This is a genomic window from Maledivibacter sp., from assembly GCA_025210375.1.
Classification (GTDB): Bacteria; Bacillota; Clostridia; order Peptostreptococcales; family Caminicellaceae; genus JAOASB01.
Map to the genome: position 1 here is coordinate 12,597 of JAOASB010000053.1, position 14,447 is coordinate 27,043.

Here is a 14,447-nt window from a genome sequence, read left to right on the forward strand (position 1 = left end):
TTATTTAGGGGGTGGGTGTATGGATGATAAAAGATATATATCAATAGATTATGCATCTTTCTGGAGGCGATTTGGAGCCATATTGATAGATGGGTTAATCATAGGACTTGCTGATATGATAATACTAAAAGCAAGTGATATAAATGTATTTAGTATTCTTATAGTAATATTAATAGATTTTTCCTATGAAGTTTTTAGTATCTATCATAATGGTATGACAATAGGAAAAATGGCTCTTAAGATAAGAGTAATATCTACATTAGGTGATAAATTAACTTTAAAACAAGCCTTTATTAGATATTTTTCAAAAACATTATCAGAGACTTTTCTAAGTATAGGTTATCTATGGATGCTTTTCAATGATAATAGACAAACATGGCATGATAAATTAGCCAGTACTATAGTAATATTAAGGGAAAATGAAGATTTGATTATTGAAAAATTAGATAATAGTCCGTGGGAAGAGAGTCAAAAATTAAAAAGAATCAGGATAGGGGCCCTTATTCTAACCACTTTGATTTTTACAGGTGGAGTACTAAATTCCTTTGTAAATGATGTTGGAATGTCTGGGCTACATAAGGTGAATTCCATAACCATAAACGAAACTATAAAAGATATGAAATTTTTAGATGTTGATGGAAATGGGTCAAAGGACATGATATCAATTGTAGCTGGCAGGAATGGAAAAGTTCTAAATATCTATAAGGGGAATGAAAATAAACTTAGTATAAAAAAGAGTTATGATATAGAAGCTTCCCCGGGCCAAGATGAAAAGAATGATTGGGGGGCAACCTTTGAATTAGCAGATTTAGATAATGATAAATCCCTCGAGTTAATTGTGACCGACTCAGAGGATAATGCAAATAGATTGATGATATACAAAGAAATTAATGGCATATACAAAATGATAGATTCTAAGGAATATAGCACTAAGGTATATGAATTTAATAATTTCTTTACTGATATTGAAATCCATAAGGATGACAATGGCAATAATCATATAATATGGATTTATGACACGGTGGGAAAACCACGTATGTATTCCTATAGGCTTAGTGAAGGCAAATTAAAGGAAGATTTCTATGAAGTTATAGAAGAATTAGGTCGAATAATAAGTGGCGATTTTGATGGAGATAACAAAAAAGAATTATATTTAATAGCTGAGGATTTAGATGAAGTAACTATTAACAGATTGGAGTATAGTGATAAAGCTGTAAAGCTCCATAAAGAAGAAAACATAAAAAGTTGGTCAACGATGTTAAATTCAATTAATAATGCCCATGAAGTAAAGGTAGATGATTTTGATGGTGATGGCAGGGATGATATAATATTTTTAACCTTAACAGGGCAAGCTTCATTCATGAGAAAGGAAGATATATGGCTTAAAGTCTACACAAGAAAAGAGGATAAATGGGAAGGCATATGGTGTGGAGGAAAAAGCAAAGAAAATGATATGTATGCCACAGAATATCAAGGAAATTGTGATATAAATGATGATGGCATAAAGGATATAATAATAACAAAAAATCATATGGCGAACCTATTTTTCAAATTTGAAGAAAAAGAAGATATAGAGTTTAATAATATAATAGAAGTTTATAATATAGATCCTATAAAATTTGCTATAAATAAATTCTGGCAAAGAGTATGGTATTTTCAGTAGTTAAATCTTTGATAACCATGAAGAGTAACATTGAAACTTGCAACTAAAAAAGCGTCTTAAGATGCTTTTTGAAAGGAGAAATAAATAGTATGAATACTCCTAATAATCCATATAAAAAACGTAAAGATTATTATGCCAAGTTACTTGAAAATCAAAAAAAGTCATTAAAAATAATAGGAGGACTAAGATTATTTGTGGTATTAGTTGGGCTTTTAAATCTTGTGTTTTTATACATAACCCACAATAATAATCTTTTTTTTCCAATAGCTTTAGCATATACAGCCATATTTATCTACTTGATTATGAAGCATGGTCAAATGAAATCTAGGGAAAGATATACCCTTTCATTATATAGGATAAATGACGACTCGTTAAAACGTATAAAGGGTGAATGGAAATCCTTCTGTGATACGGGAGAGGAATTTCTTAATGAAGAGCATAGTTTTTCTAGTGATCTCGATATTTTTGGAAAGGGATCTCTATTTCAGTGGATAAATACAGCCACAACCTACATGGGAAGACAAAGCCTAAAGGGATATCTTACAGAGCCTTGCCGTGGGAAAGACCAAATATATAAGAGACAGGAAGCGATCAATGAATTATCTAGAAAGCTATGGTGGAGACAAAGATTTATGGCTGAAGGTATGTCAATGGAAGAGGAAATACGGAATCCTGAGACTTTGTATAAATGGATAGAAGATAGAGATGAATTTTATTTCAAGCCTTGGATTGTAATTGGAGTTCGTATACTTCCAATAATCAGTTTGTTAATAATTTTGATATATTTTATTACCGATAATATATCCTACTATTATCCTATTACAATGTTAGGTATCCAAATTATCATACTAAAATATCAAAATAAAAAAAGAGCCAAGGTTTTAAATACAGTTTATAAGTATAAGGACAATATAAAGGTATATAGACAAATGTTAAAGCATTTTGAGAATAAAAAATTTACCTCTAGATATCTGAGAGAAATAAAGGATAACCTTGTCAACGAGGAAGAACAAAAGGCCTATGAGCAAATAGATAGATTGGAAAAAATCGTAGAAAGTATTACTAATCGAGATAATGCCATGTTTATATTTGTGAACATAGTTACCCTTTGGGATTATAGGTGTATGATTGCCTTAGAAAGATGGAAAGAAAAATCAGGGATTTTAATAAAAACTTGGCTTGATGCCATTGGAGAAGTAGAAGCATTGTCAAGCCTTGCGGTAATTAGATATGATAAGCCCGACTGGGCAACACCTAAGATCATTGATGAACCTTCATACCTTAAGGCAGTTCAAATAGGACATCCCCTATTAACTAAAAAACGAGTATCAAATGATTTGAAGTTTGAAAATCAAGCTAGAGTTTTATTGATAACAGGATCAAATATGTCTGGAAAGAGTACACTACTAAGAACTGCGGGGATAAATCTCGTATTAGCCTATAGTGGAGCGCCAGTTTGTGCAAAAGACCTTTGTTGTTCCATAATGAAGGTATATACTTGCATGAGAATAAGTGATAATCTTGAAAAAAACACCTCATCCTTCTATGCTGAACTTTTGAGGATAAAGGATATTGTAAGGGAAACAAAGAATAAGGGGAAAGTGTTTTTTCTGTTGGATGAAATCTTTAAGGGAACTAATTCCCAGGATCGACATGAAGGTGCAAAAATATTAATAAAGAACCTATTGAGAAATGGCGGTATGGGAATGGTATCAACCCATGACCTTGAATTAGGGGCTATGGAGGAAGATAATAACTCAAAAATTAAGAATTATCATTTCCAAGAATACTATAAGAACAATGAAATTTATTTTGATTATAAGCTAAGATCAGGAGTTTCCACAACTCGTAATGCAATGTATCTTATTAAAATGGCTGGGATTGATGATAGTATATAAAACCTATAAATAACTAGGAGGATAAGGATGAAAGCACAATACTTAGAATTAATTAAAGAACTTGAAGAATTAAATATATCAGCTGATGACATTAGAAAACATATTAAAGAAAATAGGTTTTCAAATATTAAATTGAAAACCATATCTCTACCATATCTTAATTCTATTTCACCGACAATTGAAAGCACAGCATTAAAACTGTCTGAGGAACAAGGAGAGCTTTGTAGAGCCATAGGTAAGTTTAGGGGAATGAATGGTGAAAGAGATGGCATAAAGCTATCTGAGGGGGAAGCATACAAGGAAATAACAAAGGAGCTTCTAGATGTGGCCCAAACTGCAATAACCATGATATTGGTTTTAGAAAAGCAGCATGGAATCAATGTCGAAAAATATATAGATGAGCATATACAAAAGTTGATTGGAAAGGGATATGTTGAGGCTATATAAAAGGATAATTTGATATATACATACTCCGTTTGGTAAGAAACCTGTGGGATATCTTTAGGTCTAGTATAGATATTCTATAGGTTTTTTCCATTATTTAAATTGTATGCTTTAATACAATTCACTTTACAAAGGATTAGTAGTTGGTATATAATATTAATACAAACTATTAATACTAGGTACTAAAACCCGTAATAAACTAGGAGGTTATTTCAATGGATTTAAATGAACTATTTAAGATACAGGAAATTATTGAGGACAAAATAAAGAGCTTATCTGATATAAAAGAAGATTCTGTGGGAGAAGAGAATTTATTTGATATAAAATTTCTAGCACTTCAAGTAAAGACAGGGGAAATAGCAAACCTTACAAAATGCTATAAGTATTATAAAATAAAAAGAAATATACCAAGGGAAAAGATAATAGTAAGATATATAGACGGCATGAAGTTTTTATTATCAATTGGAAATAATCATGAATTCAATGTTATAAACAAGGATTCCATTGATAAAGTAGAAAAAACCGATAATGTTATAAAGCTTTTCTCCAGTATTTTTGATGATATTAGAGATCTAAGAAAGAATATCCTACAAAAAGATTATGTAGATTCCCTTTCGATCTATATAAGATTATTTGCTAGATATGTAAATCTAGGGGAATGTCTGGGTCTTAGCTTTGAAGAAGTGTATCAGTATTATATGAAAAATAATTGTCTAGAGACTGTTTAATAATATGTAGACTGAGGGAAATGTCTCGAAAAGATGATCCCTTTGATTCAGTTTCTGGGGTGTTTCAGAATGAATGAAGCTTTGAGTTTTGAAATTCCATGGGTTTGGCTAGTAGCCATGTATGTGCTATATCCATGGGATTTCACATAATGAAAAAGTTCATCATTTTGGGACACCTCTTTTAAGTGTTTTATTCTTCCAGTTAGAAATCACAGGTGTAAATAATTATAGTAAAAACAACAAATTATACTAGATATATAGTAAAATATAGTCATAAAAAATTTTTTATATGAAATAGGAATGTAAATAGGAGGAGTAAATATGAAAACTAAAGAAATAATGGATTTAGCTTTAGAACTTGCGGGTTTAGATGAAATACCTTCAGATTCTGGAATTGCAGTTGAAGGAGAAGGGATAAAGAAGGTTTTATTTGGAGTAGACATGGAAACCCAAGAATTATTACTTGGAAAAGAATTAGGAGTGGACTGTGTTATAAGTCACCATCCAAAAACAGGAAGTTCCATGATAGATTTTCATAAAGTACTAGATGTACAGATAGATAAGATGGTTGAATTTGGAGTTCCAATAAATAAAGCTCAAAAAGCCTTAAGAAAGAAGATTGGAAAAGTTGAAAGGGGTATGCATGTAAGTAATTATGATAGAGTGCAGTCAGCAGCAAAATTACTTAATATGCCTTATCTCAATATACATATGCCCGCCGATGTAATTACAGAAAGATATGTTCAAGACTTTCTAAATAGCAAATTTGATGATAAGCCTAGGACTACATTAAAAGATATAGTTGATGTACTAAAGGAAATGGAAGAGTATAAGGATGCTACTGCTGGTCCAATTATACGGGTAGGCGGAGAAAAGGATTATGCAGGTAAAATAGCAGTTCTTATGGCCGGTGGAACTAATGGTGGAAGCGATGTATTCAAAGCATATTTTGAAGCTGGTGTAGGTACTATAATCTGTATGCATGTACCAGATGATGTAAAGGAGGAAGTGGAAAAGCAAAATATCGGAAATGTGATTGTGGCTGGTCATATGGCAAGTGATTCCATAGGATTGAATATTATTATTGAAGAACTGGAAAAAAGAGGAGTAGAAGTCATAAAAATGTCTGGCATATTATAGGTTTACAATATAAATTTTGTAAATTTTTTCAAAAAGACCTCAATTTTTATTTGGAGGTCTTTTTATTTTTGGAAAAAAGTTGTATAATAAAGGATAATTAAAGGAATTTTCAAAATTTTATAGAATTAAATATATAAATATTCAAAACAATAAGTGAGGAGGAAAAGTATGAAGAATTATAAAGTAGACAAAATAAGGAACGTCGCATTATTAGGTCATGGTGGAAGCGGGAAGACTACATTAACGGAATCAATGCTATATACCACAGACCTTTTAAAAAGAATGGGTAGAGTAGAAGATGGAAATACAGTATCGGATTTTGATAAAGAAGAAATATCTAGACAATTTTCAATAGGAACTTCAGTTATTCCAGTTGAATGGAATAATTCAAAATATAATATATTAGATGCACCGGGTTATTTTGATTTTTCAGGTGAAGTTATAAGTGCCCTTAGAGTAGCTGGCGGAGCTATTATAATGGTAGATGCCACTTCCGGAGTAGAAGTCGGTACCGAAAAGGCTTGGAAATATACGGAAGAAAGAAAAATGCCAAAGATAATATTTGTTAATAAGATGGATAAGGAAAACGTTAACTATGATAAGTTGATTACTGGATTAAGAGATGCATTTGGCAAAAAGATTGCTCCATTTGCAATTCCAATCGGAGAGGGTTCAGACTTTAAGGGATTTGTAAATGTTGTAGATATGATTGGAAGAGAATACAACGGTAAGGAATGTGTAAATGTTGATGTGCCCGAGGAATTAAAGGAGAAAATAGCACCTATTAGAGAAATGCTTATTGAATCCGTTGCAGAAAGTGATGAGGAATTACTTGAAAAATACTTTGAAGGCGAAGCCTTTAGTACTGAGGAGATCCATGAGGGACTTAGAAAGGGTGTATTGGCTGGAGAGGTGGTACCAGTGTTAGTAGGTTCAGCTGCTAATAATATAGGAATCCATACCTTGTTTGGAATGACATCTGATTACATGCCTACGCCAAAGGACATGCATAATGGGGAATACGAAGGGTTACATCCAGAAAGTGAGGAACCCTTAGTAAGAAAGGTAGATGAAAAAGAGCCTTTTTCAGCCCTAGTATTTAAAACTATAGTTGACCCATTTGTGGGTAAGATATCCTTATTTAAGGTTTACTCTGGAAAATTAACTAAGGATATGGAAGTCCTCAATGCTAATAAGGATGAGAAGGAGAAAATAGGAAGCTTATTTATGCTAAGGGGTAAAAATCAGTTGGAGTGTGATGCCATAGTTGCCGGAGATATCGGAGCCATAGCTAAGCTTCAGTACACGGAGACAGGGGATACACTCTGCGATAGAAGCGCTCCAATAAAATATCATGGGATCAAATTTGCTCAGCCTTGTTTATTCATGGCAGTAGAGCCTAAGTCAAAGGGAGATGAAGAAAAAATAGGGACTTCACTCCATAGGTTGACCGAAGAAGATCCTACCTTTATAGTTGAAAGAAATAAAGAAACTAAACAGCTGCTTATTGGTGGTCAAGGGACTATGCAGCTTACTGTAATAACTAATAAAATGAGGAATAATTTTGGGGTTGAAGTAGATCTCATGGATCCTAAAATTGCATTTAGAGAAACAATCAAAGGAACTGCAAGCGTTCAAGGAAAACATAAAAAGCAAAGTGGTGGATCAGGTCAATATGGAGATGTTCATATAAGATTTGAACCTTCAACTGAGGAATTTGAATTTAATGAAGAAATATTTGGTGGTTCAGTTCCAAGGCAATATATACCAGCGGTTGAGAAAGGGCTTAGGGATTCATTGGAAAGGGGAGTTCTTGCAGGATTTCCTGTAGTTAATATTAAGGCAACATTATTTGACGGTTCTTATCACTCAGTTGACTCCAACGAAATGGCATTTAAAATTGCGGCTTCACAAGCATTTAAAAAGGGTGTTGAAAAGGCAAAACCAGTACTACTTGAGCCAATCATGCATGTAGAGGTTCTTATACCGGAAGACTACATGGGAGATATAATGGGTGATATGAATAAGAGAAGAGGTAGAATCCTTGGTATGGAACCAACAGGAGAGGGTTATCAAAAAGTAATTGCTGAGGCCCCCCAAGCCGAAATGTTTAAATACGCTCCAGACCTACGCTCAATGACACAAGCGAGAGGAAGCTTTGTAATGAAATTTGAAAGATATGATGAGGTTCCAGCCCATCTATCACAAAAAATTATAGAAGAATCTAAAGAAGAAGAATAATTATTTGCCAAAGCGTTTGATAACGCTTTGGCAGTTCCATGTTCTAAGCTCCAAGAGTATTATCTTGATCTAAAAGTATGACTATAAAACTTGTAACTTGGAACATGGAACTTGCAACTACAAGAATGTCTTTACACTCTTTGTATTATTTCTCCGAAAGCCTCTTAGACTTTTCAGTACCCATTTCAATTGCTTCTATTACATGGCCTCTAAAGCCTTTCCTTTCTAAGGCATAAATAGCTTCTATGGTAGTTCCTCCAGAAGAACAAACTTCATCCTTTAGCTGTCCAGGGTGTTTCCCCGTTTCTAGTACAATTTTGGCGGCACCTAGCACTGCCTGGGAAACCATTTTATAGGCCTTGTTTCTAGGGAACCCCTTTAAAACTGCTCCATCTGCTAAGGACTCAATAAATAGGTAAACTAGAGCTGGAGAAGATCCAGAGATAGCAGTTACAACATCCATCAATTCTTCATCCACAATCTCTACTTCGCCAAAGCTTTTAAAGATATCAAGAACTAACCTAAATTCCTCATCGGTTACCATATTGTTATGACATAAAGCAGACATGGCTTCACCAACTATGGCGGGTATATTCGGCATTGTTCTTACGAGCTTTATTTCTTTTCCAAAGGCTTGTTCAATGGTATCTATGCTTCTACCAGCTGCTAAGGACACGATTACAGTATCTTCTTTAATAACATCTTTAATTTGATCTATTATTTTATAATATTTATTGGTTTTAACAGATAAAATCAACACATCTGCAAACTCAGCAACCTCTATGTTGTTTAATGTAATATTAACATCGTACTGCTCTTTTACTTTATCCAATTTTTCTGACGATCTATTACTCACCATTATAGCCTTAGGTGATATGGTTTTAGATTTTACAAGTCCACCTATCATGGCATTAGCAATATTTCCACATCCTATGAAACCAATATTTTTCTTCATTAATATTCCTCCATAAATATTTTAAATACAATTTAGCAAATTACATAATTACTTTATATATTATTCAAATGTGCCGAGTAAGAGTTATGTAATTCTCTCAATTATTATTATCATGAAATATTATAAATTACCAGAATTTCTATAATCCCAGATTATTAATGGAATGTTTAAAAAAATGCAAGTAGTTTTAGTTTCTAAGACGTTTATGGGGTTTAAAGTCATACCTAGACCGTACGTCGAGAATTTGATGAATGTCTTAGAAACAAAAGGACGTAGCAGAGTTTTAAATTTTCTAAAATAAATGGGATAAGATTTACAATTGAATAATTATTTTATAGAATATATAATAATACATAATATGAAAGGAGGCAAGACTGTTTTTCAGTCTTAATTATAAAAACTATGAGAAGTGAATTTATAAAGGATGCAAAAAGAATAGTTGTAAAAATAGGAACATCGACATTAACACATTCAACAGGATTATTAGACCTAAATCGAATAGAAAGCATAGTAAGACAATTGACAAATCTGCATAATCAAAATATAGAGATTGTCTTAGTAACCTCTGGAGCCATAGGTGCAGGTATGGGTAAGCTAGGACTTAAAACAAGACCTACTACTATACCTGAAAAACAAGCCGCGGCGGCTGTAGGACAAGGAGTTTTGCTTCATATGTATGAGAAGCTGTTTTCCGAGTATGGAAAAAACGTAGCCCAGATACTTCTAACAAAGGAAGCAATATTAAATAGAAAAAGATTTTTAAATGCACGAAATGCTTTTTTTACACTATTTAAACAAGGAGTAATACCTATCGTAAATGAAAATGATGCAGTAGCTATTGATGAGATAAAATTCGGAGATAATGATACTCTGTCAGCAATGGTTACAAGCCTTGTAGAAGCAGATCTTCTTTTACTACTTTCAGATATTGATGGATTATATGATTCAAATCCCAAGGAAAATAAAGATGCTAAGCTTATCAGCTTTGTTGAAGAAATTACAGATAAAATAAGGGAAGCGGCTGGAGGAGCAGGGACAAAGTTTGGTACAGGTGGAATGGAAACTAAGATAAATGCAGCAGAAATTGCTGTATCTGCAGGTTCATCTATGATAATAGTGAATGGTTCTACAGAAAATATTATAAATCAAGTGGTTGAAGGCAAAAATGTTGGTACATTTTTCCTTGCTAATAGGCATCCCCTTCAAGGCAGAAAATGTTGGATAACATATAATACCTTAATTAAAGGACAAATAACTATAGATGATGGTGCCATAGACGCACTTACTAAGCACAGAAAAAGTCTATTACCTGCGGGAGTGCTATCTATAAATGGATTATTTGAAAAAGGGGATATTGTATCTATTGTTAATGGGTTAGGAATGGAAGTTGCCCGTGGCATAACTAATTATAATTCATATGAGGTTGAGTTAATCAAGGGAAGTCAAACCTCGGATATAGAAGAAAAGCTTGATCATAAGACCTATGATGAAGTGATTCATGCAGATAATATGGCAATACTAGTTAAATCAGGGATATGAAAAGGATAAATAAATTAGGTCGCGAAGGAATTTTCATTGTTCTATTTTAAAAATATACCTAAAACTGAAGGGAGATATAAGGTTGAATACAAGAGAATATGTAGCAAAAAAAGGGAAGCTATCCAAGACTGCATCTAGGAGAATGTCTACAATAGGCACAGATGTAAAGAATAAGGCCCTTAGGGCTATGGCAGAGGCTTTAATAAATCATAAGGCCGACATTCTAGCTGCTAATACAATGGATATGAAAAATGGTAGAGAAAAAGGGCTATCTCAGTACATGCTGGATAGATTATTGCTAAATGAGAATAGAATAAATGATATGGCCGAGGGTCTTAGGAATGTAGCTTCCCTTAAAGATCCAGTAGGGGAAGTAGAAAAAATGTGGAGGACAGAAAACAATCTGCAAATTGGTCAGATAAGAGTTCCTCTAGGAGTAATTGGTATGATATATGAATCAAGACCGAATGTAACGGTTGATGCTGCGGCGTTATGTATTAAAGCAGGTAATACGGTTATCCTAAGGGGTGGAACAGAAGCCATCAATTCAAATACTATCTTGGTGAATATTATTAAGAAAGCCGCTGTGGAAAATGGGCTTCCAGAGGGGTGTATAGAATTTCTTGAGGTTACAGACAGAGAAGCTGTAAATGAAATGATGAAGCTGAATGAATATATAGATGTATTAATACCTAGGGGTGGAGCTGGACTTATAAATGCCGTTGCCAACAATGCCACTATACCTGTTATAAAAACTGGAGTGGGTAATTGCCATATATACATTGATAAAAGTGCTGATATTAAAATGGCAGAGGACATAGTAATAAATGGGAAAACCCAAAGACCGGCAGTGTGTAATGCTATAGAAACAATACTTGTACATGGGGATATAGCCCCTGAGTTTTTACCGGGCTTGGCTCAAAAACTAATTGATTTAGGTGTAGAGTTAAGGGGTTGTGGGGTAGCTAAAAGGATTTTACCTGAGATAAAACCCGCCTTAGAAGAAGACTGGGGCACTGAGTATTTAGATTTAATATTGGCCATTAAAGTGGTAGATTCCATAGATGTAGCTATAGATCATATTTATAGGTACGGGACAAACCATTCTGAAGCAATAATTACAAATGACTATGGGAATTCACAAAGATTTTTGAAAGAAATTGATGCTTCAGCAGTATATGTAAATGCATCCACAAGGTTCACAGATGGAAGTCAATTTGGATTTGGTGCAGAAATAGGAATAAGTACACAGAAGCTTCATACTAGAGGGCCTATGGGACTTAAAGAGCTTACAACAATAAAGAATATCATATATGGTGAAGGACAAATTAGAGAATAAGATCCTGTTAGGTTGGGACTGTTATAAAAATATACTTTAAAAAATGACATGGGGACAGACACCCACACATTCTTCTCAGTGTGTGTCTGTCCCCGTGTCATTTTTTCGGAGCCTATGCAAAAAAGATTTCCAAGTAATATGTCAAAGCAAGGTTTTCAGTTGAATTAATGAAAATTTTATGAAATATAGAGTAATTTGGAAATATACATAAAAAAAATGAATAAAATAAAGAAAATTTTAGAAAATAACAAATGAACATGAAATTTAACTGTAATTAACAGTAAATGACACTTGAAATTAATAGTAAAATCTATTATTATCAAATAAAGGTCAAAGAAAGTCAAAGTAAAATAGAGGATGATGTTATGGCTAGATTAAGTGATATAATTGAAGCTTTCATAAAAGAACTTTTACAGGATTCAGAAGGGCAAGTTGTAGAGATTAAAAGAAACGAATTGGCCAATACCTTTAATTGTGCGCCATCCCAAATAAACTATGTTCTTACAACAAGATTTTCTGTAGAAAAAGGATATACCATAGAAAGTAGAAGAGGTGGCGGGGGTCATATAAGGATTATTAGACTTAAGATTGATGATACTGAGCTTATATATAATATAATAGGTGAAATTGGAGACAGCATAAATATGGCTAAGGCAATATCCCTCATAGGCTTTCTACTGGAAAGAGGTATTATAAAAGACAGAGAGGCAAGAATAATGATGGCAGCCGTAAATAATAGGGCTTTGGATATTGATTCTGAAACAAAAAATAATGTAAGGGCAGGTATCTTAAAATCCATGCTTGCTTCATTACTTAGATAGATATTTAGGGGCATAAAAGAATGACCCTAACACTTGTAGGTTGTAACTTGGAACATACAACTTGGCACCAAAAATGCGTTCTCAAACGCTTTTATCCAGATAGGAGGTAGAATAAAATGCTTTGTGAAAAATGCAAACAAAATAAAGCCACTGTTCATTTAACAAAAATCTTAAATAATAAAAAGACAGAGATACATTTATGTGAAGAATGTGCAAGGAAAAGTCAGGATATAAGTTTTGAAAATCCATTTACGATAAATAATTTTCTAACGGGTCTTTTGGACTCGGTTCAGAGTCCCCATATAAAGGTTGATTATATTAAGACCACTACATGCAGTAAATGTGGAATGAGCTATGGTAAATTTAAGCAGTTAGGAAGACTTGGCTGTTCGGAATGCTATAAAACCTTTAGTGAGAAGCTAATGCCCCTGGTAAAAAATGTACATGGCAGTCAGCAGCATGTTGGAAAGATTCCTAAAAAGACAGGTAGCGTTATTAGGATGAAGAGAGAAATCATGAATATGAAGAAGGAGTTAAATAGAGCCATTGATAAGCAGGAATTTGAAAAAGCCGCTGAACTCAGAGACAAAATAAGATTACTGGAAAAGGATTTGGAAATAAATAAGTAGGGGAGTGTGTGATATGACTAAATGGATTGATGGAGAAGGGCCACAAAACGATATCATAATAAGTAGTAGAATAAGACTAGCAAGAAATTTAGAAGAATTTCCATTTCCCGTTGCTTTGACTACGGAAAAAAGTAAAGAGGTCATCAAAAAGGTTAGTGATTCTATCCTACAGGGCAATACAATACTTAAAAATGATTTTGATTTAATAGGCATAGACCAAATAGAAAATAATGATAAGCAAGTACTCATAGAAAAACATTTAATAAGCCCTAACCTTATAGAAAAGCCAAATAAAAGTGCTATAATGATGAATGCCGATGAATCGGTAAGTATTATGATAAATGAAGAAGATCATATTCGTATCCAATGTCTTTTTCCAGGTTTTCAGTTAGAAGAGGCTTGGAATATGGCGAATAAAATTGACGATATAATTGAAGAAAATCTTAAATATGCCTTTGCTGAAGACATAGGTTATTTAACATCCTGTCCAACAAATGTTGGAACTGGCATAAGGGCTTCTGTAATGATTCATCTACCAGCCCTTGCGATGATTGGGTATATGAATAGAATACTTCAAGCTATAAGCCAAATAGGCTTTACTGTCAGAGGGTTGTATGGAGAAGGAAGTCAATCTCAAGGAAATATATTTCAAATATCCAACCAAGTTACATTAGGTAGGACGGAAGAAGAGATTATCACTACTCTTATAGAGCTTACAAAACAGATAACGAATAAGGAAAAGGATGCAAGGGCAACTTTAATAGCTAATAATAGAATAAAGCTGGAAGATAAGATATGCAGATCCTATGGTGTGCTAACCAATGCAAGAATAATGAATTCCAAGGAGGCTTTAAAGCTTATTTCAGACGTTAGACTAGGCATTGACCTTGGAATAATAAAGGATATAGATGTCAAAACTATAAACACTCTTATGGTAGATATACAGGGAGGGATACTCCAAAAAATCTATGGTAAAAACTTAAGTACTAATGAAAGAGATATAAAGCGTGCAAATCTTATTAGAGAAAGATTAAAGGGTAATTAGAAAAT

Annotated in this window: 12 protein-coding genes; 11 read left to right on the forward strand and 1 reads right to left on the reverse strand. The window is 33.3% G+C overall.

The annotated features are described in order from the left end of the window. Positions 1 to 19: 19 nt before the first annotated feature. The 6 genes from N4A68_19605 (at position 20) to fusA (ending at position 8,114) form a co-directional block, all read left to right on the forward strand. Positions 20 to 1,663: an RDD family protein gene (locus tag N4A68_19605; protein MCT4566506.1), complete on the forward strand. Its 1,644-nt coding sequence runs from the start codon at positions 20 to 22 to the stop codon at positions 1,661 to 1,663. 89 nt (positions 1,664 to 1,752) lie between these two features. Further along, the gene (locus tag N4A68_19610) at positions 1,753 to 3,561 is read left to right on the forward strand and encodes a DNA mismatch repair protein (GenBank protein ID MCT4566507.1); all 1,809 of its coding nucleotides are present in this window, start codon (positions 1,753 to 1,755) and stop codon (positions 3,559 to 3,561) included. Between the two features lie 126 nt (positions 3,562 to 3,687). Continuing rightward, positions 3,688 to 4,008, forward strand: coding sequence for a MazG-like family protein (locus N4A68_19615; protein MCT4566508.1), 321 nt, complete (start codon positions 3,688 to 3,690; stop codon positions 4,006 to 4,008). 212 nt (positions 4,009 to 4,220) lie between these two features. Beyond that, entirely contained in the window at positions 4,221 to 4,733 is a 513-nt protein-coding gene (locus N4A68_19620; protein ID MCT4566509.1) for a dUTP diphosphatase, read from the forward strand. A gap of 321 nt (positions 4,734 to 5,054) precedes the next feature. Beyond that, entirely contained in the window at positions 5,055 to 5,873 is an 819-nt protein-coding gene (locus N4A68_19625; protein MCT4566510.1) for a Nif3-like dinuclear metal center hexameric protein, read from the forward strand. 168 nt (positions 5,874 to 6,041) lie between these two features. Further along, on the forward strand, positions 6,042 to 8,114 hold the full coding sequence (gene fusA / locus N4A68_19630; protein ID MCT4566511.1) for an elongation factor G: 2,073 nt from the start codon (positions 6,042 to 6,044) through the stop codon (positions 8,112 to 8,114). Positions 8,115 to 8,259: 145 nt separating this feature from the next. Here fusA and proC read toward each other — a convergent pair whose 3' ends face one another. Next, positions 8,260 to 9,069, reverse strand: a complete 810-nt coding sequence (gene proC, locus N4A68_19635) for a pyrroline-5-carboxylate reductase (GenBank protein ID MCT4566512.1) — start codon at positions 9,067 to 9,069, stop codon at positions 8,260 to 8,262. Positions 9,070 to 9,471: 402 nt separating this feature from the next. Here proC and proB point away from each other — a divergent pair, with 402 nt between their 5' ends. The 5 genes from proB (at position 9,472) to N4A68_19660 (ending at position 14,442) form a co-directional block, all read left to right on the forward strand. Continuing rightward, positions 9,472 to 10,608, forward strand: a complete 1,137-nt coding sequence (proB, locus tag N4A68_19640) for a glutamate 5-kinase (GenBank protein ID MCT4566513.1) — start codon at positions 9,472 to 9,474, stop codon at positions 10,606 to 10,608. Positions 10,609 to 10,690: 82 nt separating this feature from the next. Further along, positions 10,691 to 11,947 carry a glutamate-5-semialdehyde dehydrogenase gene (locus N4A68_19645; protein ID MCT4566514.1) on the forward strand — a complete coding sequence of 419 codons (1,257 nt, stop codon included), beginning with the start codon at positions 10,691 to 10,693 and terminating at the stop codon, positions 11,945 to 11,947. 365 nt (positions 11,948 to 12,312) lie between these two features. After that, complete coding sequence (locus tag N4A68_19650) at positions 12,313 to 12,768, forward strand: CtsR family transcriptional regulator (GenBank protein MCT4566515.1); 456 nt, start codon at positions 12,313 to 12,315, stop codon at positions 12,766 to 12,768. 116 nt (positions 12,769 to 12,884) lie between these two features. After that, a complete protein-coding gene (locus tag N4A68_19655) occupies positions 12,885 to 13,397 on the forward strand; it encodes a UvrB/UvrC motif-containing protein (protein MCT4566516.1) in 513 nt (170 codons plus the stop codon). Between the two features lie 13 nt (positions 13,398 to 13,410). Beyond that, on the forward strand, positions 13,411 to 14,442 hold the full coding sequence (locus tag N4A68_19660; GenBank protein ID MCT4566517.1) for a protein arginine kinase: 1,032 nt from the start codon (positions 13,411 to 13,413) through the stop codon (positions 14,440 to 14,442). Positions 14,443 to 14,447 lie beyond the last annotated feature (5 nt).

Excerpts from the sequence above, each read along its gene's own strand:
- N4A68_19605 (MCT4566506.1), top strand. The coding sequence starts at position 20 with ATGGATGATAAAAGATATATATCAATAGATTATGCATCTTTCTGGAGG.
- N4A68_19610 (MCT4566507.1), top strand. The coding sequence starts at position 1,753 with ATGAATACTCCTAATAATCCATATAAAAAACGTAAAGATTATTATGCC.
- N4A68_19620 (MCT4566509.1), top strand. The coding sequence starts at position 4,221 with ATGGATTTAAATGAACTATTTAAGATACAGGAAATTATTGAGGACAAA.
- N4A68_19625 (MCT4566510.1), top strand. The coding sequence starts at position 5,055 with ATGAAAACTAAAGAAATAATGGATTTAGCTTTAGAACTTGCGGGTTTA.
- fusA (MCT4566511.1), top strand. The coding sequence starts at position 6,042 with ATGAAGAATTATAAAGTAGACAAAATAAGGAACGTCGCATTATTAGGT.
- proC (MCT4566512.1), bottom strand. The coding sequence starts at position 9,069 with ATGAAGAAAAATATTGGTTTCATAGGATGTGGAAATATTGCTAATGCC.
- proB (MCT4566513.1), top strand. The coding sequence starts at position 9,472 with ATGAGAAGTGAATTTATAAAGGATGCAAAAAGAATAGTTGTAAAAATA.
- N4A68_19650 (MCT4566515.1), top strand. The coding sequence starts at position 12,313 with ATGGCTAGATTAAGTGATATAATTGAAGCTTTCATAAAAGAACTTTTA.
- N4A68_19655 (MCT4566516.1), top strand. The coding sequence starts at position 12,885 with ATGCTTTGTGAAAAATGCAAACAAAATAAAGCCACTGTTCATTTAACA.
- N4A68_19660 (MCT4566517.1), top strand. The coding sequence starts at position 13,411 with ATGACTAAATGGATTGATGGAGAAGGGCCACAAAACGATATCATAATA.